The organism is Ewingella sp. C233 (assembly GCF_055407225.1).
On sequence record NZ_JBUZRI010000001.1, the window covers coordinates 2,472,234 to 2,498,465 of the forward strand.

Annotated in this window: 25 protein-coding genes, 1 pseudogene and 1 riboswitch; of the genes and pseudogenes, 15 read left to right on the top strand and 11 right to left on the bottom strand. The window is 54.3% G+C overall.

Annotation, left to right across the window (positions count from 1 at the left end; genetic code table 11):
- Positions 1–29 precede the first annotated feature (29 nt).
- The 3 genes from ACZRKO_RS11200 to ACZRKO_RS11210 form a co-directional block, all read right to left on the bottom strand.
- Positions 30–353, bottom strand: a complete 324-nt coding sequence (locus tag ACZRKO_RS11200; protein ID WP_463737536.1) for a PTS lactose/cellobiose transporter subunit IIA — start codon at positions 351–353, stop codon at positions 30–32.
- A gap of 33 nt (positions 354–386) precedes the next feature.
- Positions 387–1,712: a PTS sugar transporter subunit IIC gene (locus ACZRKO_RS11205; protein ID WP_463737245.1), complete on the bottom strand. Its 1,326-nt coding sequence runs from the start codon at positions 1,710–1,712 to the stop codon at positions 387–389.
- 238 nt (positions 1,713–1,950) lie between these two features.
- Positions 1,951–2,130 carry a hypothetical protein gene (locus tag ACZRKO_RS11210; RefSeq protein ID WP_463737246.1) on the bottom strand — a complete coding sequence of 60 codons (180 nt, stop codon included), beginning with the start codon at positions 2,128–2,130 and terminating at the stop codon, positions 1,951–1,953.
- Positions 2,131–2,550: 420 nt separating this feature from the next.
- Between ACZRKO_RS11210 and ACZRKO_RS11215 the strand changes: the two genes are divergently transcribed.
- On the top strand, positions 2,551–3,237 hold the full coding sequence (locus ACZRKO_RS11215) for a GntR family transcriptional regulator (protein ID WP_463737247.1): 687 nt from the start codon (positions 2,551–2,553) through the stop codon (positions 3,235–3,237).
- 7 nt (positions 3,238–3,244) lie between these two features.
- Here the strand turns inward: ACZRKO_RS11215 and ACZRKO_RS11220 are convergent, their stop codons facing one another.
- Complete coding sequence (locus ACZRKO_RS11220; RefSeq protein WP_463737248.1) at positions 3,245–4,903, bottom strand: DUF4091 domain-containing protein; 1,659 nt, start codon at positions 4,901–4,903, stop codon at positions 3,245–3,247.
- Positions 4,904–5,396: 493 nt separating this feature from the next.
- Here ACZRKO_RS11220 and ACZRKO_RS11225 point away from each other — a divergent pair, with 493 nt between their 5' ends.
- From ACZRKO_RS11225 to ACZRKO_RS11275, 11 genes are all read left to right on the top strand, one after another.
- Complete coding sequence (locus ACZRKO_RS11225; RefSeq protein WP_463737249.1) at positions 5,397–6,677, top strand: ABC transporter substrate-binding protein; 1,281 nt, start codon at positions 5,397–5,399, stop codon at positions 6,675–6,677.
- Between the two features lie 66 nt (positions 6,678–6,743).
- Positions 6,744–7,718, top strand: coding sequence for a carbohydrate ABC transporter permease (locus ACZRKO_RS11230; protein ID WP_463737250.1), 975 nt, complete (start codon positions 6,744–6,746; stop codon positions 7,716–7,718).
- 115 nt (positions 7,719–7,833) lie between these two features.
- A complete protein-coding gene (locus tag ACZRKO_RS11235; RefSeq protein ID WP_463737537.1) occupies positions 7,834–8,616 on the top strand; it encodes a carbohydrate ABC transporter permease in 783 nt (260 codons plus the stop codon).
- 31 nt (positions 8,617–8,647) lie between these two features.
- Positions 8,648–9,769, top strand: coding sequence for an ABC transporter ATP-binding protein (locus ACZRKO_RS11240; RefSeq protein WP_463737251.1), 1,122 nt, complete (start codon positions 8,648–8,650; stop codon positions 9,767–9,769).
- Between the two features lie 31 nt (positions 9,770–9,800).
- A complete protein-coding gene (locus ACZRKO_RS11245) occupies positions 9,801–11,093 on the top strand; it encodes a Gfo/Idh/MocA family protein (protein WP_463737252.1) in 1,293 nt (430 codons plus the stop codon).
- 23 nt (positions 11,094–11,116) lie between these two features.
- Complete coding sequence (locus tag ACZRKO_RS11250) at positions 11,117–12,025, top strand: ROK family protein (RefSeq protein WP_463737253.1); 909 nt, start codon at positions 11,117–11,119, stop codon at positions 12,023–12,025.
- A 344-nt stretch (positions 12,026–12,369) separates the two neighbouring features.
- The gene (gene agaR / locus ACZRKO_RS11255; protein WP_463737254.1) at positions 12,370–13,140 is read left to right on the top strand and encodes a transcriptional repressor AgaR; all 771 of its coding nucleotides are present in this window, start codon (positions 12,370–12,372) and stop codon (positions 13,138–13,140) included.
- Positions 13,141–13,172: 32 nt separating this feature from the next.
- The gene (locus ACZRKO_RS11260) at positions 13,173–14,474 is read left to right on the top strand and encodes a D-tagatose-bisphosphate aldolase, class II, non-catalytic subunit (protein WP_463737255.1); all 1,302 of its coding nucleotides are present in this window, start codon (positions 13,173–13,175) and stop codon (positions 14,472–14,474) included.
- Positions 14,471–15,655 carry an SIS domain-containing protein gene (locus ACZRKO_RS11265; protein WP_463737256.1) on the top strand — a complete coding sequence of 395 codons (1,185 nt, stop codon included), beginning with the start codon at positions 14,471–14,473 and terminating at the stop codon, positions 15,653–15,655. The genes ACZRKO_RS11260 and ACZRKO_RS11265 overlap by 4 nt, the downstream gene beginning before the upstream one ends.
- 31 nt (positions 15,656–15,686) lie before the next feature.
- Entirely contained in the window at positions 15,687–16,541 is an 855-nt protein-coding gene (locus ACZRKO_RS11270; protein WP_463737257.1) for a tagatose bisphosphate family class II aldolase, read from the top strand.
- 99 nt (positions 16,542–16,640) lie between these two features.
- Positions 16,641–17,519, top strand: coding sequence for a hypothetical protein (locus ACZRKO_RS11275; RefSeq protein WP_463737258.1), 879 nt, complete (start codon positions 16,641–16,643; stop codon positions 17,517–17,519).
- A 5-nt stretch (positions 17,520–17,524) separates the two neighbouring features.
- Here ACZRKO_RS11275 and thiD read toward each other — a convergent pair whose 3' ends face one another.
- Together thiD and thiM are read right to left on the bottom strand one after the other, a co-directional pair.
- The gene (gene thiD / locus ACZRKO_RS11280; RefSeq protein WP_463737259.1) at positions 17,525–18,343 is read right to left on the bottom strand and encodes a bifunctional hydroxymethylpyrimidine kinase/phosphomethylpyrimidine kinase; all 819 of its coding nucleotides are present in this window, start codon (positions 18,341–18,343) and stop codon (positions 17,525–17,527) included.
- Positions 18,340–19,134, bottom strand: coding sequence for a hydroxyethylthiazole kinase (thiM, locus tag ACZRKO_RS11285; RefSeq protein ID WP_463737260.1), 795 nt, complete (start codon positions 19,132–19,134; stop codon positions 18,340–18,342). Before thiM ends, thiD begins: the two co-directional genes overlap by 4 nt.
- Positions 19,135–19,169: 35 nt before the next feature.
- Positions 19,170–19,272: riboswitch (TPP riboswitch) on the bottom strand.
- Positions 19,273–19,343: 71 nt separating this feature from the next.
- Here thiM and ACZRKO_RS11290 point away from each other — a divergent pair.
- Positions 19,344–19,769, top strand: coding sequence for an N-acetyltransferase family protein (locus ACZRKO_RS11290; RefSeq protein WP_463737261.1), 426 nt, complete (start codon positions 19,344–19,346; stop codon positions 19,767–19,769).
- A 201-nt stretch (positions 19,770–19,970) separates the two neighbouring features.
- Here ACZRKO_RS11290 and ACZRKO_RS11295 read toward each other — a convergent pair.
- A pseudogene (locus ACZRKO_RS11295) lies at positions 19,971–20,205 on the bottom strand (glycoside hydrolase family 10 protein); the annotation flags it as partial.
- 438 nt (positions 20,206–20,643) lie between these two features.
- Between ACZRKO_RS11295 and ACZRKO_RS11300 the strand changes: the two are divergent.
- Both ACZRKO_RS11300 and ACZRKO_RS11305 read left to right on the top strand, forming a co-directional pair.
- On the top strand, positions 20,644–21,069 hold the full coding sequence (locus ACZRKO_RS11300) for a helix-turn-helix transcriptional regulator (RefSeq protein ID WP_463737262.1): 426 nt from the start codon (positions 20,644–20,646) through the stop codon (positions 21,067–21,069).
- An 82-nt stretch (positions 21,070–21,151) separates the two neighbouring features.
- A complete protein-coding gene (locus ACZRKO_RS11305) occupies positions 21,152–21,391 on the top strand; it encodes a SymE family type I addiction module toxin (RefSeq protein ID WP_463737263.1) in 240 nt (79 codons plus the stop codon).
- Positions 21,392–21,432: 41 nt separating this feature from the next.
- On the opposite strand, the gene ACZRKO_RS11310 is transcribed toward ACZRKO_RS11305, so the two are convergent.
- The 4 genes from ACZRKO_RS11310 to ACZRKO_RS11325 all read right to left on the bottom strand — a co-directional run bounded on the left by ACZRKO_RS11310 (position 21,433) and on the right by ACZRKO_RS11325 (position 26,230).
- Positions 21,433–21,927 carry a hypothetical protein gene (locus ACZRKO_RS11310; protein ID WP_463737264.1) on the bottom strand — a complete coding sequence of 165 codons (495 nt, stop codon included), beginning with the start codon at positions 21,925–21,927 and terminating at the stop codon, positions 21,433–21,435.
- Positions 21,924–22,985, bottom strand: a complete 1,062-nt coding sequence (locus ACZRKO_RS11315; protein ID WP_463737265.1) for a VENN motif pre-toxin domain-containing protein — start codon at positions 22,983–22,985, stop codon at positions 21,924–21,926. The genes ACZRKO_RS11310 and ACZRKO_RS11315 overlap by 4 nt, the downstream gene beginning before the upstream one ends.
- A 372-nt stretch (positions 22,986–23,357) precedes the next feature.
- Entirely contained in the window at positions 23,358–24,596 is a 1,239-nt protein-coding gene (locus ACZRKO_RS11320) for a c-type cytochrome (RefSeq protein ID WP_463737538.1), read from the bottom strand.
- 26 nt (positions 24,597–24,622) lie between these two features.
- Positions 24,623–26,230, bottom strand: a complete 1,608-nt coding sequence (locus ACZRKO_RS11325; protein ID WP_463737266.1) for a GMC family oxidoreductase — start codon at positions 26,228–26,230, stop codon at positions 24,623–24,625.
- Positions 26,231–26,232: the final 2 nt, after the last annotated feature.

Here is a 26,232-nt window from a genome sequence, read left to right on the forward strand (position 1 = left end):
AATAAAAATGATAGCGGTTGCTCAGTGCCTTAGCGCGATTGCCTGAGACTGTCTATTTCCTTATGCAGGTAGATCATTTCTTCGGCCATCTCGCGGCACAGCATCGAGTTCATCAGATGATCCTGCGCGTGAACCATGATCAGGTTGACCGGAATTTTGCCGCAGCCTTCATCGGCACCAATCAGCTCGGTCTGGATCTGATGGGCGCGTTTACCGGCCTGCGTGGACTGCACCAGCAACGCCTCAGCCTGCTGCCACTCCTTTTTGCGCGCCGCCTGTAAGGCTTCCATCGCGCATGAGCGGGACTCTCCGGAAAAGATGATCAGCTCCATCACCGTTGTTTCCATATCCATCTGTGTGTCCATGGTGTTGCTCCCGTTAGCGGCTCAGGCCTGTGGCTGAGTCAGCGTCTGTTTCTCTTCCTGCTCTTGCGGATTTTCCTGTTCGAGCAGCTGTTTTTCATAGGCTTTAAAGAACGGATAGTAAATTACCGACGAAATGGCGATGAGGATCAGCACCAGCACGGCGGCACGCAGATCCCAGCCGGTAGACCACGCCGCGCCAATCGGCGCCGGGGCCGTCCAGGGCACGACGGAAATCACCTTGCCCACCCAGTCGGTACGGGTGGCGATATAGGCAATCACGGCGTTCACCAGCGGCGCAGTAATAAACGGAATAAACAGGGTCGGGTTCATGACAATCGGCGAGCCGAAAATCACCGGTTCGTTGATATTGAATACACCAGGGATCAGGCTCAGTTTGCCGATAGAACGCAGGTGGGCCGAGCGGCTGCGCAGGTAGAGCAACACCAGCCCCATGGTAGAACCGGAACCGCCAATCACAATAAAGAACTGCCAGAAGGGCTCGATGAAAATATGCACCGGTGGCAGACCGGAAGTGAGCAATTCCTGATTGATCCCCAGATTGGTTAACCAAAATGCCTGCAACATGCCGCTGATGATCACCGCACCGTGAATTCCGGCGAACCACAGCAGATGACAAATCAGTACCGCAATCAGAATGGCCGGTAAGGTATCGGCAGCGGAAATAATCGGCCCGAACAGCGCCATGATCGCCTGCGGTAGCAGCATGTCGAACTGATATTGAATAAACAGGCTGAGCGGATAAAGCGTCAGCACCACCGCCATAATTGGAATTAATAAATCGAAGGACTGTTTGATTTTCGGCGGCACCTGATCCGGTAATTTAAAACCAATATTTCTGACTTTTAAAAACCGCGCTAATTCTGTGGTGTATATCGCCACCAGCACAGCTGTGAATATTCCCACGCCGCCGAGCCCCAGCGTTGGCAGTGTTTTATTCACCTGCGGCGACGCCACCAGCATAAAAGACATCAGCGATAACATGGCGGTCATAAAGGGGTTGAGTTTGTAACTGGCCGCGAGGTTATAGGCAATGGCGGCGGTGATATAAATCGACATAATGCCCATGGTCATATTGTAGGGCGTTAATATCACTTCCTGATATTTCACTGACATCGCCAGCCACCAGCGGGCAAAGGCCCAGCCACTGTCAGGCGAGAAAGGAGGATAAGCGAAAACCAGCAGGAATGAGCCGACAATCATAAATGGCATGGCGGAAATAAACCCGTCCCTGATCGCCATAATATGCCGCTGGCTGGATATTCTGCCCGCCATCGGGCTGATTTTATTTTCAATAATACCGAACAGCACATCACTGGCATGAGACATAAAATTCCCCTATGGCACATTGCATGGTAAGCACGTCGGGTAAATATTGAACGGTTAGCGCAAGACTGCAACCGGTTTCAGAAACCGGTTACCGTTTTGTGATTGGCTTCATAAATACTGTGTTAAAAGGGAGAAATCTGGAATTTATTAAGGAATTGGGGCTAAAGGGAGGAGGAAATTACACAGCCCGCAGGCACGCATTGTGCAGCAGGCCATGGTCGCGCTCAGCTAACGATAGTTAGCCTTTACTGACGGAGATGATTTCTTTGATCTGACTAAAGTTGGCATTGCCGTGATCGGTTTTGATTGTCGGGTAAATTCTTTCCCCTTTCTTCACAAAGCCAGTTACCTCGTGGGTAGAGCCGTTCTTAACAGTCAGAATATCACCAATACTGATCGAACTTTCGACTTCGCTCATAACAATCCTTAACACTTACAATCGCTTAACTTCAGGGTACCCAATTAATACCTTTAGAGGGTAGGCCTTTATCCACCACATAACCAGCGCCATCGCTTCCCGGCCAGCCATCACAGAGTGCTCACTGCCTGTTCGATTCGCTCGGAAAATTCCGGAACAACTTTTCTTAAGTCAAATTAATGGAGGTTGTACTTGTCGGTGTAATACCGTGAGTTATTATGAGTGTGCAAGCACTTATTCCCCTATAGGTCATTGCATCTCATTGGACTATCCCCTCGTAACGTATTACGACATCCCGCCCTCCTTGAGCGGGATTTTTTTTATCCCTGCTTTCTACGACACCCGCGTTCATTTTCAAAATCCTGAGAAAAGTCATGGTACTATTGAACCATTCTCGCCGCTGAAAAAGTCAATTAGCCCATGACGGAACCCTACGAATTTCTCAATAATGTGCCGGTAAATCAGCAGATTTACCGCACCCTGCGTCAGGACATCGTCACCTGTGTGATCGCACCGGGGGCATTGCTGTCAGAGAAAGAGATTTCTACTCGCTTTAACGTTTCGCGCCAGCCGGTACGGGAAGCCTTCATTAAACTGGCGGAAGCCGGTCTGGTGCAGGTGTTACCTCAGCGTGGCACCTTCGTGATGAAGATCTCCGCCAAACGGGTAGCCGACGGACGTTTTATCCGTGAAGCGGTGGAAACCGCCGTTGTGCGCCGCGCCGCCGTGGTCGCCACCGCGAGTGACCTGGCGCTGCTGGAACATAACCTGCAACGCCAGCGGCTGGCGGCGAAAAGCCAGCAAACGCAGGAATTCCTGCTGCTGGACGACGAGTTTCACCGCACCATTGCGCAGATCATCGACTGCCGTCTGGCATGGGAAACCGTCGAGCACATCAAAGCCACGATGGACCGCGTGCGCTTCCTGACCCTGAGCAAAGTCTCACCGCCGGAAAGCCTGATCGAGCAGCACGACAATATCTTTGGCGCGCTAAAAGCCCATGACCCGGACGCCGCCGAACGCGCCATCCGTATCCATCTGCAAGAGATGATCTCCACCATCACGCCCATTGCCGAACAAAACAGCGACTGGTTCGACGCCGAGTAACGCCAAATCACACCTGCGCGATAAGCGCATTCACCTGATGGCGCAGTTCGAGTAGGAACTGCGCATCACGCGGATACTGTTTAAAGGTGATGCGCATTCCGGCCAGCTGTTCGATAAGGCGCTCCACTTCCTGACGGCTGCTCAGCGACTCCAGCAATTGCAGCGCCCGCATATCCTGTAATGCCTCACGCAGCACCATCAGCCGTAAAGACTCCACCGGCATAAACCCCTCACCCGGATAGACCACAAACAGATCGCCGGACGGAAACGCCCCCTGGCCGTCGGTGATGGCGAACGGATCCAGTTTCTCCAGCGAATGGCCGCTGTTATAAAAGTTAAAGCCCCAGTGCAGAAAACCCGTGATGTTATAGAGATAGAGCTGCACGCCAAGAATGCGGTTGCGCTGCGAGGGCTGCGCAAAGAAGCGGTTCGACACCTCCTGTTTCTGCACGCAACAGTAGTAGGTCCACAGACCCGGCACCTTGTTCTCCAAAAACGGTTCGATGTGATCGCTGGCAGTGACCGGGTTCTGCACCAATCCCTGCTGGTAAAACTCATAGTCGGACAGCGCATCCAGCACCGGAAAACCGTCGATCAACGGACGTATCAGTTCACTGGCGCGGCGATAGGCGTCAATATCGGCCATTTTCGGTTCGTCAGAAATATGGAACCAGGCGTGTTTTTCCAACCCGTGTTTCCGCAGCCAGCCGCACAGCGCGGGCAGAAAAGCGTGCAGAAATTCACGGTACTCCGGCCCGTGGGCGTCGGTGTCCCAGCCAAATTTACGCGTCAGGCCGCCCTCCCCGCTCACCATAATTTTCGGCGCATGGTTAGCGCCCCACTGGGTGAACAGGTGTGAAATCTCAAATGTGGTGATGCCCTCCTGCTGACAAAGTTCGACCCAGCGCGCCAGCAGGCTGAAATCAAACTGATAACCGCCTGCGGTGTGGGTGACGCCCACCAGCTGCACCGTGGTGCGTTCGCCGCCAATGGCGGTATCGAGCGGCGGCGTAAACACCGGCGTCAGCAACATATTTACGCCGTTATTCACCGCGCAGCGCACAAAATTGCGCACCGCCAGCCACCACGCCTCACTAAAGACCGCGATGCCATAAACGTCCGCCAGACAGTCAGCGTGCAACCATTCTGTATGCAACAGGGTTTGTGGTGGCAACGCCTGCGCCAGCACGTTAATGTTCAGATCAACACTGCCGAGCACGGCACCGCTGATCACGTCGGAAACCCGTAAGTTCAGCGACGTCTCACCGGCAGGTAAACTTTCGTTTCGCGGATTGAGCGTCAGCCACAAGCTGCCGTAATAATCGCCGTTGACGAAGAAGGTATTATCCGTAAGCGGCATTAACGGATCAGGAAACAGCCCCGGCTCCGTGGTGAGATAATCATCGTCGGTGGTGCGGTAGCAGGGAAAAAGACTGGGAACATGACGCACCTGACGCACGCTAATAAAGTCGCTCAGTTCACCGCTGAGGGAAACCCGTAATTGCCGCCGGGGTTCATCATCCTCTTTATGTAAACAATAGACGCACTGAAAAGAGAGACTTTCATTGTTTAATAATGAAAGATTTTCTATTGACGTTAATTCAGGTGTGTTTTTCTGATGAAATATCTTTTCCAGACTGTGAGTGAATAACAATGTCAGGCGCATAATAGTCAGACTCGCATCGGTTGAGGAAATAATATGAATTTTTAGCCTGACACTTTTTTAATAAACACACAATCACCCTCTGGCACCGGGAATAAAACCAGACACTAAAAATCCCAACGGCGGACGACAGCCTCTTTTCACAGTGAAAGGCATTTTTTTTTGTTTGTTTGCATCACAAAAATGAAAGATTTATCCGCCTGCACAATAAAAGCTTTTCCATTCCCCATCATAGTGCAGGGCTTTTCCTCTGCCAGCCCGCGAAATCAGCCGCTGACAGCGCGTGTCAGTAGGGAAGAGAAGGGGTAAATGTTATAAAAAAGTAACAAGAAATCACCTTTCAACTTTCACTTTACCCCTTTCGATTTTAACAACAACGAAAGGCATTCGCACTGATTTAGGGCAAAAGCGGCCGTATTGACACACTGAAATTTAGGGGATAGAAAGATTAAACGTTACGCAAATGTTTATTTTTCGAACGCTCAAGGGGATGTCAATGTCACTCAGAAAATGCACCACCTCTTTCCTTACTCAGGCGTCATTTCGCCGGAGCATGATCACATCAGCGATATTATTACCCGCCCTGTTTTCCCTGTCCGTACAGGCCGCCGATCCCGTTACGCTGCGTTATGCCGTATGGGATAAAAACCAATTAGCCGCCGAACAGGAAATTGCCAAGAATTTTGAAAAAGAAAACCCGGATATAAAAATCGATATTGAGTTAACACCCTCAGCGCAATACTTCGTGAAATTAGATGCCGCAGCGGCCGGTGGCGTCGCACCAGATATATTTTGGATCAATATGCCCTATTTCATTCAATACGCTAAAAACGGTTTATTAGAACCGTTAAACAGCGATATTGAGAAGAGCAAACTGGATATGAATAATATTGTCGCCAGTTCGGTGAAAGCTTACCAATATAAAGGACAGCAACTGGCTATTCCGCGTGACGTTGACTCCATTGCCGTCTGGTACAACAAAAAGCTGTTCGATGAAGCCAAAGTCGCCTACCCGACCAGCGACTGGACCTGGGATCAACTGAAAGCCAAAGCCAGTCAGTTGAAAGCGGGCATGAAAGGCGACACCTTCCCGCTGGTGATGGACTTAAGCGGCGACGGTCAGGACAGCTACCTTAACCTGCTCTATCAGAGCGGCAATAACGTGGTGCCAACCGACGGTAAGCCGACCGACATCGCCAACGACAAATCCATCTGGGTTTATCAGCAGTTGCAGGAAATGATGAAAGCGGGTCAGTTGCCAACGGCGCAGCAGATGAGCGAAGTGAAAACCGAGAATATCTTCCAGTCTAACCGCGCTGCCATGGCCTATGCCGGTTCGTGGCTGGCCGCGCCGTTTGCCGCCAACCCGCTGATCAACGACCACATCGGCGTGGTGATCATGCCGAAAATCGATCGCCAGTCCGGCGTGGCCCACAGTCTTGGTTACGCCATGTCCTCCAAAGGCAGTCATAAAGCCGAAGCCTGGCGTTACATTCAGTTTATGAGCTCCGAACCGTCACAGGAGATCCTCGCCAAAGCGGTGATCCCGGCCAATAAAACCGCCGCCAAAGCCTGGGCAGCCAACATTAAAAATGTCGATGTCACACCGTACATTGAAACCCTCGAATTCACCAAAGCCTACCCGACTGCCGGTACCAACACACCGAAATGGCAGAACATGTGGATTGCCAGCCTGAAACGGATCTTCATGGGTGCGGATGCCAAACAAGAAATGGACAAATCGGAGAAAAAAATCTCCCGCGTGATGGAAAACTAATCCCCTTCGCTCAGATCAGTCCCGTCTGATCTGAGCGGCTTTTTGCTCTGACTGAGGACCATCATCATGTCGCTTGCAGATTCGGTTTCCGTTGCGGTAAAGCAGCAAAAAACCCGCGCCGCCGACGTTAAACCGACCACTAAAACCTCAGCCCGCCCGGCCCTCACCCGTCTTGAGCGCGCCGAACGTTTCTGGGGCTGGATAATGGTGCTGCCTTTGCTGATCGGGCTGCTGGTGTTTTATTTCATCCCTTTCCTGCAAAACATCTTCTACAGCTTTACCGATCTCGACCAGTTCATGAACTGGAGCACCTTCAACGTTAATAACTACCTCGACCTGTTCAGTGACGACGATTTCTACGCCGCCATCGCCAATACGCTGTTTTACGTGGTGGTCTGCGTGCCGGTCAGCCTGACGCTCTCGCTGCTGCTGGCGATTGGCCTCAACCAGAATATCCGCGGCAAAGCGCTGTTCCGCACCCTGCTTTTTCTACCTGCCGTCACCATGCCTGCCGCGGTCGCCATGGTCTGGCAGTGGCTGTTCAACAAAGATTTCGGGCTGATTAACTATCTGCTGCACTTTTTCGGCGTCTCGGCGGTTGGCTGGCTGTCGGACCCGGATATCGTGCGCATCAGCGTATCGGTGATCATCATCTGGTCGTCGCTGGCGCTAAAAATCATCATCCTGCTGGCCGGTCTGCAAAGCATTCCGCGATCTATCTATGAAGCCGCCGACATAGACGGTATCAGCACCCTGCGCCGCTTTTTCTGCCTGACGCTGCCGATGATGGTCCCGACACTGTTCTTCGTGTCGGTGATGAGCTTTATCGAAGTGCTGCAAATCTTCGACGTGGTCTTCCTGATGTTTGACCGCTCGATGGTCGAAAGCGACACCATGACCATCACCTATCTGTTCTACAAAAATGCGTTTTATCTGCAACAGAAAGGCTACGCGTCCGCCATCACCGTGGTGCTGTTTATCGTCACGATGCTGATCACCCTCGTACAAATGGCCATCGGCAAACGGCTGAAAGTGGCGTAAGGAGCCCCGGATGACAACCTATTCGCAAACCCGCAATGCCACACCCGCGCACACCGATGGGCGGACTGTGCCGCGCAAAAAGATCAACGTGCAGAAGTGGGCGGTTTATCTGTTTATGGTGCTCGCGAGCCTGGCGTCGGTAGTGCCCTTTATCTGGATGCTGATCACCTCGCTGAAAACGCAGGCCGAAAGTATCCAGATCCCGTTACAGATGCTGCCCACTCATCCGGATTTCGCCGCTTACGGGCGCATCCTGCATGAGATCCCGTTCACCGGTTTTTACCTCAACTCGATTCTCTCGACCTTTTTTACCGTCACGCTGCAAATGATCATCGCCACCATGGCGGCCTACAGTTTTGCCCGCCTGCACTTTCGCGGCCGCAACGTGGTGTTCGTGCTGTGCATTTCGATTCTGATGGTGCCGGGTCAGGCGTTTCTTATTCCGCAATTTCTCGTGGTGCAGAAACTCGGCCTGCTCAACACCCTCACCGGCCTGATCCTGCCGGGGATTTTCAGTATTTACGCCACCTTCCTGCTGCGCCAGTTCTTTATGGCGGTGCCCAAAGAGATGGAAGAGGCCGCGCTGATGGATGGCTACAACCACTTCACCATCTTCTGGCGCATCATGCTGCCGCTCATCCGCCCTGGGATTGTCGCCTGCATCATCATCAACGGCCTGTGGAGCTGGAATAACCTGATGTGGCCGCTGATCGTCAATACCAGCAGCAACAAACTGACCCTGCCGGTCGGGCTGGCATCGCTCTCCAGCCGCGCCGGTGAGGAGTATCCCATGCTGATGGCCGGCGCGCTGATGGCCATCATCCCAATGCTGATGCTGTTCATCCTTTTCCAGCGCTATTTCATTCAGGGCATCGCCAGTTCCGGCGTGAAGAGTTGAGCCTGTGTACTTAAACATTGAGGAATCTGTTATGACCGGAATTCAATTGCACAGCGTTGAAAAAACCTATCCCAACGGCTTTAAGGCCCTGCACGGCATCGATCTGGATATCCGTGAAGGCGAATTTATGGTGTTTGTCGGGCCGTCGGGCTGCGCGAAATCGACCCTGCTGCGCATGATTGCCGGGCTGGAAAGCGTCAGCGAAGGCGAGATTATTATTCACAACCAATGCGTGAACGACACCATGCCTAAAGATCGCGGCATCGCCATGGTGTTTCAAAACTACGCGCTTTACCCGCACATGACCGTCTACAAAAACATGGCCTTCAGCCTGATCGGCAAAGAGAACAAACAGGAAATTGACCGCCGCGTGCGCGAAGCGGCAGAAAAGCTGGAGATCACCAACTTACTGCAACGTAAACCGGGCCAGCTCTCCGGCGGCCAGTGCCAGCGCGTGGCGGTCGGCCGGGCGATTGTTCGCAAACCGAAAGTGTTTCTGTTCGATGAACCGCTGTCGAACCTCGACGCCAAACTGCGCGTCTCCATGCGCGTCCAGCTGATCGATCTGCACAACCAGCTCAAGCGTGAGGGCGTCGGCGCCACCATGATTTACGTCACCCATGATCAGGTCGAAGCGATGACCATGGGCGACCGCATTTGTGTGCTCAACCGTGGCGAGATCATGCAAGTGGATAAACCGGTCAATCTGTATCACCACCCAGCGAATAAATTCGTCGCCGAATTCATCGGCAGCCCGTCAATGAACCTGCATGACCTGCCCCTCCTGCGCGACCACGGCGCGGTCAGCTTGCGTCTGGGTGATAACGGGGTGCTCAACCTGACGCCCGAGCTGACCGACCAGGTGCTGAGCTACAGCTTTAACGACGTCTGTTTGGGTATCCGCCCGGAGTACCTGCGCATTGTGGCGGGCCCCGCGGATAACGCCGTGCAGGCCACCATCATGACCGTGGAGCGCATGGGTAACGAAGAGCTTCTGCACTGCGACATCGGCGGTTACCGCTTCATCACCCGCGTTGCCACGCGCCACGACTGGGACCCGCTGCTCGGCGAGCAGATCTGGCTGCATTTCGATTTACACCGCGCGCACCTGTTCGACAAAGAAACAGGGCTGAACTTAAAACAACATCATTAATTTCTGATCCTTTGCAATGTGGAGAAACCCTATGTCTTCCATGAACATTTCTGACCGTAAACCGGTCCGCGTGTTGGTAGCCGGTGCCGGTGCGCGCGGCGAGATCTATTCCCGCTTCGCCCTTGCTCACCCGGAGCTTATGCAAGTGGTGGCGGTGGCGGAACCCCGTGACACCTACCGCCAGCAGTTTGTGGCGCAGCATAACATTACGCCTCAAAACGTCTTTCATGACTGGCGTGACGCCGCAGCAGCCGGAAAACTGGCCGACGCGGTGCTTATCTGCACGCAGGACAACATGCATCTGGAACCGGCGCTGGCCTTCGCCGCGCAGGGTTATCACATGCTGCTGGAAAAACCGCTGTCGCCGGACAGCCGTGAATGTGAGGCCATTGTCGAGGCCGTCCTGCGTGCGGGCGTGATCTTCTCCGTCGGTCACGTGCTGCGCTACACCCGCTATACGCAAAAACTCAAGCAACTGCTGCGCGACAAAGTGATTGGCGACGTGATCAGCATGCAGCATCTGGAGCCGGTCGGTTACTGGCATCAGGCGCACTCGTTCGTGCGCGGCAACTGGCGCAATGACCAGCTTTCCGCCTCCATGCTGTTACAGAAGTCCTGCCACGATATCGACTGGATCCGCTACATCATGGACACCCCGTGCGAGCAGGTCAGTTCGTTTGGAGGCCTGCGCCACTTCCGCGCTGAAAACCAGCCTGCGGGTGCCGCTGACCGCTGCCTTGATTGCGGCGTCGAAGCCACCTGCCCTTATTCCGCCAAAAAGATTTACCTCGGCGAACAGCATAAATCCACCGCCGGATTCCTGCGGGTGCTGACGCCGGACGTGAGCCAGGAAAATCTGATCAATGCTTTGCGCACCGGCCCTTATGGCCGCTGTGTTTACCGCTGTGACAACAACGTAGTCGACCATCAGGTAGTGAATATTCAGTTTGCCGGAGGCAAAACCGCCTCCTTCACCATGACCGCCTTTACACGCCACGAGGACCGCAAAACCCAGCTATTCGGCAGCCACGGTCAGTTGGAAGGCGACGGGCGCTTTATCCGCATCACCTCGTTTGTCGATGACAGTGAAACGGTCTACGACGTCGATGATATCGAGAGCAGCGATCCGGCGCAGCACAGCGCGATGGGCGGCCACGGCGGCGGTGACTACTACCTGATGGCCCATTTCATCGATGCAGTACGCAGCAACGACGCCAGCCAGATCCTCTCCGGCCCGCAGGAAACGCTGGAAAGTCATCTGATGGTGTTTGCCGCCGAACGCGCCCGCCGTGAAGGCACGGTGGTTAACGTTCATCCGGCCTGACTTTTGATTGTGGGGAATTAGCGATGCGCTACGGATTTGATATCGGCGGTACCAAAATTGAGATGGCAGCCTACGACGACCGGCTGAATCAGGTGTTTTGTCAGCGGGTCAGTACGCCGACTGGTGATTACCAGCAGTTTCTGAGCTGCGTAAAAACGCTGGTAGCACAGGCTGATTTGACGCTGCACACCCGCGGCAGCATCGGCATTGGCCTGCCGGGCGTGACGGACCCGGTAAGCCGCAAACAGCTGTCGGTGAACGTGCCCTGCATCACCGGTCACTGTCTGGCGGAAGACCTTGCCAATACGCTGAACCGCCCAGTGGCGATTGAAAACGACTGCCGCTGCTTTGCGCTGTCAGAAGCCAGCACCGAGCAGACGCAGCGCCACGACATCGTCTTCGGCGTGATCCTCGGCACCGGCGCGGGTGGCGGGCTGGTGCTGCATAAACATCTGCACAAAGGCAAAAATGGACTGGCGGGAGAATGGGGACATATCCCGATTTCCGCCCAGTTGGTTCAGCGCTATGACCTGCCCCTTTTCCGTTGCAGTTGCGGATTGACCGGCTGCTTCGAGCGCTACGTCTCCGGGCGCGGGTTTATGGCGCTCGCCCAACACTTTCGCCACCCCGCCACCAGCGTGCCGGACCTGCTGGCCTGCTACCGGCAGGGTGATCCGCTCGCGCAGCGACTGGTCGGGATGTATATCGACATTCTCGCCAGCGCCCTCGCCAGCCTGCAACTGATGCTCGACGTCGATGCGTTTGTACTCGGCGGCGGCGTATCGAATATGCCTGAACTCTACCGCCTGCTGCCGATAGCGATGCGCGCCTGGTTGTTCCCCAACAGTGAACCGGCGGCCATTTTATCGCCGGTATTTGGTGACAGCAGCGGCGTGCGCGGTGCGGCGCTGTTGGAACAAAACGCGCACTGAAGAGATCGGGAAAATAAATACGAAAATTAATTCGTCCAATAAGTGAAAGACAAAAGAAATAGCAGGATCAGGCGGCTTTCGGTTCCGCCAGAAATAATCTTCAGGCGGTGTTTGAGAGGCGCTGAAAAATAACGGTTTTGACGGTTTCAACGCTTTCGCCTCACCTTTCGATTGGGGGTGAACCGAAAGCAAGATTCATAATTAACTTTATGATATATAAGGATTTATTTAAAAAATAACGTTGCTTTTCGGTTTTTCGTTTGCTGTAATTCAGGCCGAAACACCGAAAGCAGCCGAAAAATGTTTAACGACAGGTTCAATGCTGTTGAGGGGATTACGCGCCAATGATAAATACGCTAAAACGCCGGGAATTAATTATCGACCAGTTATGTCGCGAGGGATCGGTGCGGGTGGAAGATCTCAGCGGGCAGTATGACGTGTCGAGCGTGACCATCCGCAACGATCTACGTTATCTGGAAAAAAGCGGTTGCGCGGTGCGGGCCTACGGCGGCGCCAAATTGAATAAACAGTTCGTGTTTGACCGCCCGTTGCAGGACAAGGGCCGCATCAACCGCGACGTGAAATACACCATCGCCTGCGCGGCGGCGCGGCTTGTCAACGACGGCGAGTCAATCATCCTCGATTCCGGCTCCACCATCAGCCAGATGGTGCCGCAGTTACAGGGAAAGCAGGAACTGGTGGTGATGACTAACGCGCTAAATATCGCGTTTGAATTAGCCAGCAATGAACAGGTGGACCTGATGGTGATTGGCGGCAGCGTACGGCGTAAATCCTGGTCGCTGTACGGCCCGTCCGCTGAACAGCACATCCGCCAGTACCGCTTCGACAAACTGTTTTTAGGTGTCGATGGCTTTGACCTGGTGAGCGGTATCACAACGCCAAACCCCGGTGAAGCCCAGTTAAACCGCGCCATGTGCGACGTCGCCCGAGAAGTGATTGCCGTGGCAGACGCCAGCAAGTTTGGCCGTACCAGTTTTTGCATGATTTGCGAAATCGGCAAGATCAACAAGCTGGTCACCGACAGCCGTATCCCCGACGACTACCGTCGGGCATTACATGATTTAGGGGTCGAAGTGATCATCGCCGACCGGTGAGCCGATCACCCATCTGATAAGGAGTTTGTTTTATGCAACAACTACTTGAACTGATAAAGCGCCACAAAGCTGGCGAGCCGGTGGGCGTGTTCTCCGTCTGTTCGGCGCATCCGTGGGTTATCGAAGCGGCGCTGCGTCAGGCACAGCAACGGCACACCACGGTGCTCATCGAGGCGACCTCCAATCAGGTGAACCAGTTTGGCGGTTATACCGGCATGCAGCCGCACCAGTTCCGCGATGCGGTCTGGCAACAAGCGGACGCGCTGGGTTTACCCCGCGACCGCGTCTGGCTCGGTGGTGACCATCTTGGGCCGAACGCCTGGCAGGATCAGCCCGCCGAACAGGCCATGCTGCTGGCAGACACCCTGATTGCCGATTACGTCGCCGCCGGTTTTCGCAAAATTCACCTCGACTGTTCGATGTCCTGCGCCGGTGACCCGACTCCGCTCGGTGACGATGAAGTGGCCCGCCGCGCCGCGCGTCTGTGCGCCATTGCAGAAAAAAGCTGGCAGCAGCACGGCGGCGAAGCACCGGTATACGTGATTGGCACCGAAGTGCCGGTACCGGGCGGTGCGCAGGAATCACTTGAAGATGAAGGTATGCATGTCACCACGCCGGACGCCGTGGAAACCACGCTCGGCGTGCACCGCAGCGCCTGGATGGCACAGGGTCTGGCCGCCGTCTGGCCTAGGGTTATTGCCGTCGTGGTGCAGCCAGGCGTCGAGTTCGACAACCACAGCGTCGAGCGTTATCAGCCGGAACGCGCCCGCCAGTTGACCCGTTTTATCGAGAGCTGGCCAACGATGGTGTATGAGGCCCACTCCACCGATTATCAGGCCCCGCTGGCTTACCGCCAGCTGGTACGCGATCACTTCGCCATTCTCAAGGTTGGCCCGGCCCTGACCTTCGCCCTGCGCGAAGCGCTGTTTGCCCTCGACCACATTGAGCGCGAATGGCTGGGTGAGCATCAGGCGTCGCATCTGTGTTCCACGCTGGAGCAGGTGATGTGCGAACGCCCGGAACAGTGGCGCCGCTACTACCCTGGCAAACCGCATCAGCAGCATCTGCACCGCCAGTACAGCCTGAGCGATCGCGTGCGTTATTACTGGCCGCTGCCGGAAGTGTGCGCGGCGGTCGACAGCCTGCTGGATAACCTGCGTAAGAACCCGGTTCCGCAAGCGCTGCTCAGCCAGTATCTGCCCGAACAGGCCCGCGCCATCAACGCCGGTCAGCTTTCCTCCGATCCGCAGGATTGGGTTTTACATAAAATCAGCGAAGTGCTGGCCGATTACGCCGACGCCTGCCAGCCCGCTACCAGGGAGCACGTATCATGAGCCACTATTTTTCCTACAGCAGTGACTGGCTGGAACAGCACAACGCGTTGCACACCGCCAAAGAGATCTGGCAGCAACCCGACTTATGGCGAGCCCTGCATCAGCAACTGACGGACAACAGCGCACAGTGGCAGCCTTTCCTGCAACCGCTGCTGGACAATCCGCGCCTGCAAATTGTGCTGTGCGGCGCGGGCAGTTCGGCGTTCGCCGGTCGTGCCCTTGCACCGTGGCTGCGCCAGCAGACCGGACGCGACGTGGTGGCCTATGGCACCACGGATATCGTCGCCAACCCGCATCAGTATTTAGACCGTTCACGCCCGACGCTGCTGGTGTCCTTTGCCCGTTCGGGTAACAGCCCGGAAAGCGTGGCGAGCGTGGCGCTGGCGGATCAACTGGTGCCAGAGTGCTACCACCTGATGCTGGTGTGTAACCCGGACAGCCAGCTGGCGCACTATGCCGACGGCCGCGATAACGTGCTGGCGCTGCTGATGCCGGAAGGCTCGAATGATCAGAGCTTCGCCATGACTTCGAGCTTCAGCTGCATGATGCTCAGCGCCGCGCTGCTGCTCGGCCCGCACTCGTTGAGTGCCGCGCGTGAGCCACTCGAACGTATGGTGGAACGCTGCTATCAGCTGCGGGAAAGCCTGCAACCGCAGGTTAAAGCCCTGGCCACCAGCGGTTTTCGCCGTTACATCACGCTCGGCGGCAGTTGCTTTACCGGTCTGGCCGAAGAGGCGTCACTGAAAATGCTCGAACTGACCGCCGGGCGCATCGTCACCCGCTACGACTCCTCCCTGGGGCTGCGCCACGGGCCAAAATTTATGGTCGATGACCAGACACTGGTGCTGCTGATGTTCTCCAGCGACAGCTATGCACGCCAGTACGATGTCGATTTATGGCATGAACTGAGACGCGACGGACTGGCCCAGCAGATGGTCGGCCTGAGCGGTGAACCCCATGATTTCGCCGGCGTGCAGACCCTGCACGATGACCGCGATGACCTGTGGCTGATGTTCCCTTACCTGCTGTTTGTGCAGATGCTGGCGATGGAAACCTCGCTGGCGCAAGGCCTGACGCCGGACAACCCGTGCCCGACCGGTGAGGTCAACCGCGTGGTAAAAGGCGTCACGATTTACCGTTATTCCAAACCAGCCATGCAGGTCAGTGCCGCAGCGCTTTGATAACCACCTAACGCCATATCAGGGAGTACATATGTATCTGGTTTCAAATCGCGAAATGCTGAAAAAAGCCCAGCGCGAAGGTTACGCCGTTCCGGCGTTCAACGTACACAATCTGGAGACCGTGCAGGTGGTCGCAGAAACCGCGGCCGAAATGGCGTCTCCGGTGATCATGGCCGGGACACCCGGCACCTTCTCCTATGCCGGAACCGACTATCTGGTAGAGATCTGCCAGGCCGCCGCGCGCCGCTATAATCTTCCTCTGGCACTGCATCTGGACCATCATGAAGAGATGGAAGATATCGAAGGCAAAGTCCGTCAGGGCATTCGCTCGGTGATGATCGACGGTTCTCACCTGCCGTTTCGCCAGAACATCGACATCGTGTTGCAGGCGGTCAAATTGTGTCACCGCTATGGTGCCAGCGTCGAAGCCGAACTGGGGCGGCTCGGCGGTCAGGAAGACGATCTGGTGGTGGACTCCGCCGACAGCTTCTTCACCGACCCGATGGCCGCCAGAGAATTTGTCGAACTGACCGGCATCGATTCTCTGGCCGTGGCGATTGGCTCGGCGCACGGGTTGTATCAGGGTGAACCTAAGCTGGACTTCGATCGGCTGGAGAAGATCCGCAACTGCGTGGATATCCCGCTGGTGCTGCACGGTGCGTCTGGCATTCCCGAAGCCATGGTGGCGCGGGCGATCCGCCTGGGCGTGTGCAAAGTTAACGTCGCGACTGAACTGAAGATCGCGTTTGCCGACGCCGTAAAAAGCTATTTCAACCAGAACCCTGACGCCAACGATCCGCGCAAATACATCGTGCCCGGTAAGATCGCCATGAAAGAAGTGGTGGCCGAGAAGATCCGCATCTGCGGCAGCGCAGGCCGTCTGTGAGCATTTACAAATAAATGCGGTTTATGTTAGCCGTGACATAAATTTGTATAACAACTTAGGCTAAGCTGTAAACCATGTACTTCCCGTGGGATTTTAGTTATGCCGTCAGCTACGTCGTTGCAATCCATTACGTCAAAGAAATGCTATTACAGCGCCGATGAGGCGCTTTCTCTAGGTCAGCTGGATGTGGAGAAAATCGAACAAATTGCCCGCGATCTGGATATTGCTGAAAGCGAAAAAGAACATTACGTTACCGGCTGGATGGGCCAGAACAGCGTCGTATTGGTGCGTAATTATCAGGATAAACGCGGCACCTCCAATGGACTGGTGATGTCGCGCGGCCAGCGCTATAAGCTCAGCGTACAAGCCATCAAATTTCGTATTCCCAAATTCCTGCTGTGGATGACCTTCCGCCGCCGCCCGCGCACCATGTCGGTGGTCGGTTACACCCGCCTCGGCGAACAGGCCAGCGGCTTACAGCAGTTCCACAATATTCTCGACTCTGAACTCAAACAGCAGCTGGAAAATGACTGGCGCGAGCTGAACGATTATCTCGGTATGGCCTGCTGGCAGATGGAAAACAATCAGCCATTGTGGCGGGAGATGCAGCGCGACATCACACCGCAGGCGTTGTGGTTCCTGGCCGACAGCAACTGGTTTAGCGGCAAGAAACTGCAAAAAGATGGCGACTGTGAAGGCCTGTGGGCGCACAACCGTTTTCTCGCCCGCCGTACCGGTGAACACGCTGCCCTGCTTATCTCCTGGCGTGACGAAGAGAATGACGACATCGCGAGCTATCTGTTTGAACGCATCTCATCAACCCAAATTCGCCTTTCACTGCGACCGCGCAAAGAGGAAAAATTCTACCCGCTGAACCCGTTCGATGCAGCCCATATCAGGCAAGCGCTGACGCTGTTTCAGCAGGCTGAATCCGAACTTTGCAGCGAGGCGTTTTCGCAAAAACAGAGCCGGGCTTAATTCGCTTACCACCACCTATGGAAATGATGCACCGGCCCAATTCCCTCTCCTACCTCCAGGGAATCGGCCTGCATCAGCGCCTGCTGTAAATAGTGTTTTGCGGCGTGAACCGTGTCCGGCCAATTATCATATCGCGGACGCAGCGCTGCCAGCGCCGCCGACAGCGTACAGCCGGTACCGTGGGTATGGCGGGTGTTGATGCGCGGTGCGGTGAAACGCTGACGGGAATCTTTCATAAACAACCAGTCCGGGCTTTCGCCGTTTTCACGGTTTTCATCCGCCGGTAAATGCCCGCCCTTCATCAGCACCGCTTCACACCCCATCGCCAGCAGCGCCTCGCCCTGTTCACGCATCTCCAGCTCATTCTGCGCCATGTCGCAAGCCAGCAACGCAGCGGCTTCCGGCAGGTTCGGCGTAATGATCGACACCTGTGGCAACAGCAAACACCGCAGCGCCTCGACGGCGTCGGGCTGTAATAACGGATCGCCGCTTTTTGCCAGCATCACCGTATCAAGCACCACAAACGGCGGCTGATAATGTCTGAGCCGCTCCGCCACCGCTTCCACAATTGCCGAGTTGGCCAACATGCCGATTTTCGCGCTGTCGATACGTACGTCACCCAGGACCGAATCCAGCTGCGCCGCCACAAACGCAGGTTCGATGTTGTACACCGACTGCACGCCACGGGTGTTTTGCGCCACCAGCGCAGTGATGACGCTGGTGCCATAGGCGGCGAGTGCGGAGAAGGTTTTAAGGTCTGCCTGAATCCCGGCACCGCCGCTCGGATCAGTCCCCGCAATCGTCAGTGCATTGATGCGTTTCATTGCAGCGCCTCCCCATCGAGAAGATAAAGATTATCGAGGAAAGCCGGAGTAAAACTGCCCGGCCCGCGCGCCTGCTGGCAGGCCCGTTCACCGGCGCAGGACATCACCCGGCATGCCGCGGCCACGTTCTCCAGCCGGTCGCCTGGCAGGGCAACAAACGCCGCGACGACCGCCGACAGCGCGCAGCCGGTGCCGACCACGCGGGTCATCAGTACGTCGCCACCGCGCACCGCCAGACAGCGTTCGCCGTCGGTGACGTAATCAATTTCACCGGTCACCGCCACAATTGCGCCGGTTTGCTGCGCCAGTTGTTTAGCCGCCGGTAAAGCACAGAGCGAATCATCACCGCTGTCCACGCCGCGCCCGGTCGAGCTCATCCCGCTGAGTGCACGAATCTCGGAGGCGTTGCCACGGATAGCGGCGGGTGTGAGTTGAATCAGTTCGAGACAAAATTCTGTGCGTAAGGTCAGACCACCGACGGCCACCGGATCCAGCACCCAAGGTTTTCCAGCCTGATTAGCGGCATAAACAGCGGCCAGCATGGCGTCGGCATGGGGTTCGGTCAGCGTACCGACGTTGATCAGCAGCGCATCGGCTATCGCTGAAAACTGCGCCGCTTCGGTCGGGTCCACCACCATCGCCGGTGACGCACCAATGGCCAGCAGCACGTTAGCCGTAAATGACTGCACCACATCGTTGGTCAGGCAATGGACTAAGGGATGGGAGTTTCGGAGTTTTTGTAACGCAGTAGCCGCATGTGCAGCAGAAAAATCGACAGGTCGGGTATTCATATTTTCTCCCCACCGGCGCTCAAGAAGGCGGTATCGGGAGAGATACCTGACTTCCCTACGCTGGCATAATCCAGATCAGGTAATACGGGTAAGTTCTCAGCCCTTGCTTGCGCAAAAGGGGCACCCCGAGTCAAGGGAGCATTATTGGTGGGCGCGGCGCGAAGATCAACCTACAATCTTCACAGGTTTGTAACAACGGAGAGAATGCCTTGCAGATACGCCCTTACGAGGAGGCCGACCGGCCTTTTTTGCGCACGCTCTATCTGGCCTCGCGCAAAGATACCTGGACGTGGATGGACACGCAGGATTTACAGCTCGAAGATTTTGACCGCGCCACAATTGGCGAAACGGTGATCGTCGCCGTGCGCGACGGTAAGTTAGTCGGCTTCGCCTCGATATTCACTCAGGAAAATTTCCTGCATAACCTGTTTGTCGCTCCCGAAGCCAAAGGGACCGGTGTCGGCAGCGCTTTACTTCATGCCAGCGAAGCAATGTTTACGGGAAAAGGCGCGCTGAAGTGTTTGATCAAAAGTGAAAATTCAGTGAGATTTTACCTCGCCAAAGGGTGGGAGATAATCGCCGAAGGCGAAAGCCCAAAAGGGGATTACTATCTTTTTCATTTCTTAAAGAAATAATGCCCTTGGCGGGCGGCCAGAAAACCGGGTTTCAGCTTTTTGAAAGCTGAGGGAAATGTTTCTAATTTCAAATTCAAATGCAAGGTCGTGGGCGCCGGTCACAATGGCCGTGTTTCAGTTACCGCTGTTATAGCCGCAAAATGTCGTCCTGGCTTTTTAAATACGCGAAATTTGCGGTCAAGCATTTTTAAATACGGAGGATTAGTTTCCCCAGCGCTGTTTAAGGTAATTGACGGCTTCTTGGGTTTGAGGCTGGTTGAGATAGTTTTCCCGGAACAGAGTAGTGCCGTTAATTTGTGACACGAATTGGTTCAAATCGAGCTGTTTTTTAGCTCCGGTACGCCGCCATTGATTATCCAGTCGGGTTCGTTCTTAGAGGGGTCGCCCACCTTATAGAGTGCAATACCGATGTAGAGGCACGCGTATGGGTCGGTTTGCCTGTTGCTCACAGCCGAAGTGCCATTACCCCTACCGCCGCCAGAGCCGGAGTTCATTCATACGCAGAAGAAGATCTGTAAGCTTTCGGGGCGCAAACAACAGCAGATCCTTGAGTTTATTGAGGTGATCACGGCTAAACGGCCGTCTGTGGAGAAGTGGAGCTGATGGCTGACCATTCTGCATAACTACCTAATTCTAATAAAGTAGCCATGCGATCCATTTTTTCTACGACAATTGTTGTTTTCTCAGTAGTCATTTTAGTGGCTTACCAGGCTTAAAGATCGTTTCAGCTCATTCATTTCATTGGCGGAGAAACGGGCCATCACTCAACTCCTGTAAAAAACCTGCCAATAGGGTTTCAGATAAAATAACTCGGAAAGCATATACCACAGAGAGTGGTACATACAGCAGTGAGATGTAAAACAGGAGGTATATTATGGTCATCAAGTCACAGGTAACACGGACACAACCCACGATGGCCGCATCAATCAGCAGTGAAGAACAGATATTTATGACTGAGTTAGGCAACCGGATCACCGCCTTGCGCAAGGATGCCGGACTGACTCAGGTGCAACTGGCACAGATGCTTAATGTTTCACAACAGGCAGTACAGTCATGGGAGGCAGGTCGCAGACGGATACAGATATCGATACTTCCCGCTGTAGCGAAGATCCTCTCAGTTTCTCTGGAAAGGTTACTGGGCGAAGAGACGATATTGTCACCGCGCAAGCGTGGCCCGGCCTCACGTCTGGAACAACAGATCCAGGTAATTAGCCAGTTACCGAAGAGTAAGCAGAAGTTTGTTTCAGAGATGCTAGACACCGTGATTACTCAGGCACAGCAGACAGGAACGGACAGCTAAAAGAAGATTTTTTGAACGCGAGCTGAAGGTGTCTCACCACCGCCAGCCCGCTCACCACAAGCAACTAATAAGGATAGTTACTATGGCTAAGCAAGATTGTAATGCAGATTCAACGATTTCCAAAACACAGCGCCGTTATAAAGTGGGTTATGTCAGCGTTCGCCACGAAGACCGCAGAACCCATATGACCACCTATTACAACCGCCATCCCAGCCTGCACCTGAAGGGCGACTGGCTAAAAGAGGCGGGGTTTGGGACCGATACACCGGTTATAGTGGCCGTGGAACAGGGGCAACTGGTTATCCAGCCTATGATTGAGTGACAGATAAAAATATCCCGGCTTAGGTGGCCGGGATATTTTTATTACCTTTCGATTCGAATTAACGATTCGTAATGACCAAATTCAGGAAAGTGATCATAGTTACCTGAGACATCGGTGACCGTTTGACTCTCTTCTAAAATATGAGGTTCGAAACTTTCTTCCCTTACTATCGTATTACCATCTTCATTGAAAAGGTAGGTGGTTCCGCTTGATAGATTCAATATACCAACCCCACGCTCACCATTTTTTGCGAACTCTCGATGAACGGCCATTGATAAAAATAATCGATCATCATCCAATAATTTGAAGCTATATAAGAGATACTCTTTTAAGTCATCATCTAAAAAACTAACACTAACCCATCCTTTATCTTTTATTACGTGAATAAAACACGACGGTTTAGTGTCAGATCCAACAAGTACCGTGTATTCAACACCCCGAGAATGTAGTTTATATGCAGCATCTTTACTCAATAAATCTATCGGCTCTTTATAGCCAACTGACCATTTTTTACAGTAAAAAATATTCTGATTCATTTATATACCTTACCGCTAGTATCACGGATCACCACATTAGCCTTCTTAGCTGAATCAAGTATTGATTGTGGTATCGGTTTCGCTTGAGGTGGGATCTCTAGAATATTTATCCCTTCTAATTGACGCCCAGCTAACGAACCACTAGATGGAACTTTAGCAATCGTTGCCCCAGCTGGATATTTATTCACCGCTTCCCTGATGTAATTATTTGCTGCTGTCTCTGTGATATCAGAGAACTGAGTAAACTTCCGCGAAACAATTTCACCGGTAGCTGGATTATAAGAATCTACCCGATAATAGCCACTACCATCTGGCTTGTTCACATACATTTCGTTATAAGGGTAGTTCTTTGACTGTTCAGCGTTGAATTTATTCCCTGCTTGAACGTTTTGTAGCCATTCCGGTTTGGATGATGCTGTCTCCGAAGATGTACCTCTTGCTGCAGTCGATTCAGCAACCGAACTACCTTTACCACCAGGCGACAGAGCTTTCGCAGGCACCATTATTCCCGTTAGTATCCCGGCTACATTCTCCAGTGCCCTCTGATCGCCATTCCAGGCTTTCACAACTGTAGTACTGATCCCTTCCCATGCATCGCCATTCATCATGGCACTCAACATACCTGCGGCAGCGGCGTCTTTCTTCGCTAAATCGCTTTGCGCCTGACCACAATAGCTATTTCCTGTTGCACAGGTCCCCAGTGCCAGTGCAAGATCATACCCCGCATCACCGCCAAACATGGCTAAGTCACCGGTTTCAGCCGCAAAATTAATCAGACCATTTGTCATCTGGGAACCCAGGTTTTCGCCCATGGTCTCCCTGACTTTTTCTTTCCAGTATTCTTTGCTTTCTTTAACTGACTCTCGGGCTTTATCACCGGCCAAAGAGTTATTCTCCACCGCCACCTTCCCACTTACTGCTCCGGTGCCTGCGGCGTTGGTGGAGTTTCCTGCTACACCTCCGGCGAGGCCTGCGGCCAGGGTGCTGATGGCGCTGATATTACTTTTTTCTGTATTGCTCAGGCTTTCAGCCGTACGACCCGGGTAGTATGCCTCCATAATGGCTTTGGCTGCCAGTTCCCCGCCTGCCGCACCGGCTCACGGAACCACCTTGTAAATAGGCAATGACCGCACCCGCCAGCGCCTGGTTCATATAGCCCCCGGCTACGAGGGTGATTCCAGAATGATGTTCGGTTTGGAGAATAGGTGTTTGCTCAAGTGGACGGAGATCATAAAAGAACATGACTCGATATCAGAAATCGACAGCTCAGAGATAACCGTTACACCGTCGGCTACTTCCCAAGTTTTACCCATGTGTGCGGCCAGCCCAAGGTTTGACCTTGAAACTCAAAAATGAAATAAAAAAAGCGAAGTTAAACGCCGCAACGCTTAACCCCGCCCCTTACTGGCAAGTGATGATCCTGCCGGAGATCACTCCCCGCGCAGATCCTTCACATCGCTCTCTTTCACATTTAACGCGGGCTTAGCCCCAAACTCTTCCAGCATGTAGGTGCTCAGCGTGGCAATCTGTTTGTCGCTCAGCGTGTCGGCAAATCCTGGCATAAACACGTCGCCATCGTTGGTTTTACGCGATACGCCGTGCAGGATGACGTTGATCAGGTTGTTTGGCGTTTTCGCGCCCACGACGCTGTTTTTCATTAGCGACGGGTAATATCCGTCCTGACTGCCCTGCCCGCCGAAGCTGTGGCAACTGGCGCAGTTGCCGAGGAACAGACGCGCACCGTCGGTTTCCTGCGAGTCTTTAAACGGCACGCCGCGCAGATTGTCTACGCTGGTCGCTTCATGACCCCAGTCGGAACGGCTCTTCGTTACATCCGCATCTGCCTGCGGTTTCAGCGTCTGGATGTAGGTCGCCATCGAGTTCAGGTCGGCATCGGTAAGATGACGCGTACTGTTTTCGATCACTTCTGCCATCGGACCTGCGGCCTGCGCTTTGCCACCGACGTGGCCGGAACGCAGATACTGCACGATATCGCCTTTGCTCCAGCTGCCGATACCGGCGTTTTTGTCAGAAGAAATGTTAAACGCAGTCCAGCCGTCCACTTCAGTTCCGGCGTAAGGCTTGCCATCTTTCATGCCCATGGTGATGTTGCGCGGCGTATGGCATTCCCCACAGTGGCCGAGCCCTTCGACCAGATATTTACCCTGATTCCATTCGGCTGACTGGCTGGTGTCCGGCTCAAAACGCTTACTGTCGAAATTCACCAGATTCCAGAACCACATGCCCCAGCGCTGGTTGAACGGGAATGGCATCTCGTTCTCGCGGTTCGGCTGATGCACCGGTGGCAGGCTGAACAGATAGGCTTTGATGGCTTTAACGTCGTCATCCTTAAGCAGCGTGTAAGAGGTATAAGGGAAAGCAGGATAAAGATGCTGCCCCTCTTTGTTTTTGCCTTCATGTACGGCGCGCAGGAAATCGGCGTCACTCCAGTCACCGATACCGGTCTGTTTATCCGCCGTGATATTTGGCGAATAGAGTGTACCCATCGGCGTTTTGAAGGCCAGACCACCGGCAAACGGCTTGCCGTCTTTGGTGGTGTGACAAGCCACGCAGTCAGCAGCCTGAGTGAGGTATTCGCCGCGTTTAATCAGGTCAGTGCCTGACTCATCGGCGTGAACCGCCATGCTGAACATACCGGCAGCGGCCATCAGGCTAAGGGTTAATTTTTTCATCATTACACCTCCGCCTTAAGCGTGTCGGCAATACGCAGGGAGAGCGCCGCAATGGTCAGAGTACAGTTTACCGAGCCTACGGTTGGCATCACGGCGCTGCTGGCGATAAACAGGTTTTTGTGGTCATGGGTACGGCATTGCGTATCTACCACCGAATCTTTCGGGTCATGCCCCATAATGGTGGTGCCGGTGATGTGGTTGTTATTGGCGAAATCCTTGAAGTAAGTAATTTCAGTGCCGCCCATCAGGCGCGCCGCATCGGCATAGACTTTATAGGTATGCTCGGCACTTTTACGCACGTAGTCGTCCATGGCGTAGTAGAACTCCGGTTTCGGAATGCCCAGTTTGTCTTTCTCTGTGGCACTCGGAATGATGCGGTTTTCCAGATGCGGCAGGATTTCGTGGAAGCTGTCAAAGCGCACATAACGCGATGAACGGTCACGGATGCGTTTGTCGAGATCCGGCCCGAGGATCAATTCACCTTTCTGAGCCAACGCCCGTCCGGCTTCCTGATCCGTACGTGAAACGTTCGACAGGTGGATTTTCTTCGCGGCGTACTCTTTACGGAAATCACCGTCGCGGAACCCGACCATCGAAGTCATCTCCTGCGGCCCGCGGCCGGGCCACAGGGCTTCGTTAGCATAAAACTCAACGCCAACACCCGGGTGGTCCATCAGGTTGCGGCCAACCTGATCAGAACTGTTACCGACGCCTTTCGGGTTTTTGTCGTTAGTAGACATCAGCATCAGCTTGGGAATTTCGATACCGTTGGCGGCCAGCACGAAGTATTGCGCTTCCGCGCGGTGCTCGTTCCCCTGAGGGTCTTTGAACAGCGCGGCGGTGATCTCCTGCTTGTCGTTCACTTCCAGCTTGTAGACGACGGATTCAGGACGCAGAACGGCGCCGTTTTTCTCAGCTTTTTCAACGTGCGTGATGCCATTATACATGGCGCCAATCGGGCAGATCGGCATGCAGTTGTTATTACCGCAGCAGGTCGGGCGGCCATCGTACGGGCGGCTGTTACGCGCCACCGGCTCGGTCACGACATAGTAACCGTTGTGGTTAAGTACCGTTTTCAGACGCTGCTCGTTGTAGGAGAGCGGCAGCGGCTCCATCGGATACGGTGCGCTGCGCGGTGAACCCAGTTCTTCATTATTCGGCCCCCACACGCCCAGCTCCTGCTCGGCGCGGAAGTACCACTTTTCCAGCTCGGTGTACTCAATCGGCCAGTCGCGGCCAACGCCGTACAGCGATTTGATTTTGAAATCGTTAGGCAGGAAGCGCCATGCGGACGCCGCCCAGTGCCAAGTGGTGCCGCCAACGACGCGGATAAACTGCGCGTCATACGGGTGCTCACCTTTCTGAATCAGGTAATTATTGCTCGGATTGGATTCCGGATGCGGCGCGTAATCCGTCGACGGATACGGCTTCATGTTATCGGTTTTATCAGCCTGATTACGGAAGTTCTCGACGATCTCCCAGCGCGACATGCGCGGGCCCGCTTCGAGGATCAAAACATTCTTTCCGGCTTTCGCCAGTTCATTCGCCACGATGCCACCGGCCACGCCGGAGCCGATAACGATGACGTCAGCTTTTAATGTGTCAGCCATTT

What these genes read in the sequence shown, in the direction of transcription:
- ACZRKO_RS11225 (WP_463737249.1), top strand. Translation starts at nt 5,397, where the DNA reads ATGTCACTCAGAAAATGCACCACCTCTTTCCTTACTCAGGCGTCATTT.
- ACZRKO_RS11220 (WP_463737248.1), bottom strand. Translation starts at nt 4,903, where the DNA reads ATGCGCCTGACATTGTTATTCACTCACAGTCTGGAAAAGATATTTCAT.
- ACZRKO_RS11315 (WP_463737265.1), bottom strand. Translation starts at nt 22,985, where the DNA reads ATGGAGGCATACTACCCGGGTCGTACGGCTGAAAGCCTGAGCAATACA.
- ACZRKO_RS11240 (WP_463737251.1), top strand. Translation starts at nt 8,648, where the DNA reads ATGACCGGAATTCAATTGCACAGCGTTGAAAAAACCTATCCCAACGGC.
- ACZRKO_RS11305 (WP_463737263.1), top strand. Translation starts at nt 21,152, where the DNA reads ATGGCTAAGCAAGATTGTAATGCAGATTCAACGATTTCCAAAACACAG.
- ACZRKO_RS11275 (WP_463737258.1), top strand. Translation starts at nt 16,641, where the DNA reads ATGCCGTCAGCTACGTCGTTGCAATCCATTACGTCAAAGAAATGCTAT.
- ACZRKO_RS11200 (WP_463737536.1), bottom strand. Translation starts at nt 353, where the DNA reads ATGGATATGGAAACAACGGTGATGGAGCTGATCATCTTTTCCGGAGAG.
- ACZRKO_RS11260 (WP_463737255.1), top strand. Translation starts at nt 13,173, where the DNA reads ATGCAACAACTACTTGAACTGATAAAGCGCCACAAAGCTGGCGAGCCG.
- thiM (WP_463737260.1), bottom strand. Translation starts at nt 19,134, where the DNA reads ATGAATACCCGACCTGTCGATTTTTCTGCTGCACATGCGGCTACTGCG.
- ACZRKO_RS11250 (WP_463737253.1), top strand. Translation starts at nt 11,117, where the DNA reads ATGCGCTACGGATTTGATATCGGCGGTACCAAAATTGAGATGGCAGCC.
- ACZRKO_RS11320 (WP_463737538.1), bottom strand. Translation starts at nt 24,596, where the DNA reads ATGGCCGCTGCCGGTATGTTCAGCATGGCGGTTCACGCCGATGAGTCA.
- ACZRKO_RS11310 (WP_463737264.1), bottom strand. Translation starts at nt 21,927, where the DNA reads ATGAATCAGAATATTTTTTACTGTAAAAAATGGTCAGTTGGCTATAAA.
- ACZRKO_RS11245 (WP_463737252.1), top strand. Translation starts at nt 9,801, where the DNA reads ATGTCTTCCATGAACATTTCTGACCGTAAACCGGTCCGCGTGTTGGTA.
- ACZRKO_RS11230 (WP_463737250.1), top strand. Translation starts at nt 6,744, where the DNA reads ATGTCGCTTGCAGATTCGGTTTCCGTTGCGGTAAAGCAGCAAAAAACC.
- ACZRKO_RS11215 (WP_463737247.1), top strand. Translation starts at nt 2,551, where the DNA reads ATGACGGAACCCTACGAATTTCTCAATAATGTGCCGGTAAATCAGCAG.
- ACZRKO_RS11235 (WP_463737537.1), top strand. Translation starts at nt 7,834, where the DNA reads ATGGTGCTCGCGAGCCTGGCGTCGGTAGTGCCCTTTATCTGGATGCTG.
- ACZRKO_RS11265 (WP_463737256.1), top strand. Translation starts at nt 14,471, where the DNA reads ATGAGCCACTATTTTTCCTACAGCAGTGACTGGCTGGAACAGCACAAC.
- thiD (WP_463737259.1), bottom strand. Translation starts at nt 18,343, where the DNA reads ATGAAACGCATCAATGCACTGACGATTGCGGGGACTGATCCGAGCGGC.
- ACZRKO_RS11270 (WP_463737257.1), top strand. Translation starts at nt 15,687, where the DNA reads ATGTATCTGGTTTCAAATCGCGAAATGCTGAAAAAAGCCCAGCGCGAA.
- ACZRKO_RS11205 (WP_463737245.1), bottom strand. Translation starts at nt 1,712, where the DNA reads ATGTCTCATGCCAGTGATGTGCTGTTCGGTATTATTGAAAATAAAATC.
- agaR (WP_463737254.1), top strand. Translation starts at nt 12,370, where the DNA reads ATGATAAATACGCTAAAACGCCGGGAATTAATTATCGACCAGTTATGT.
- ACZRKO_RS11325 (WP_463737266.1), bottom strand. Translation starts at nt 26,230, where the DNA reads ATGGCTGACACATTAAAAGCTGACGTCATCGTTATCGGCTCCGGCGTG.
- ACZRKO_RS11210 (WP_463737246.1), bottom strand. Translation starts at nt 2,130, where the DNA reads ATGAGCGAAGTCGAAAGTTCGATCAGTATTGGTGATATTCTGACTGTT.
- ACZRKO_RS11300 (WP_463737262.1), top strand. Translation starts at nt 20,644, where the DNA reads ATGGTCATCAAGTCACAGGTAACACGGACACAACCCACGATGGCCGCA.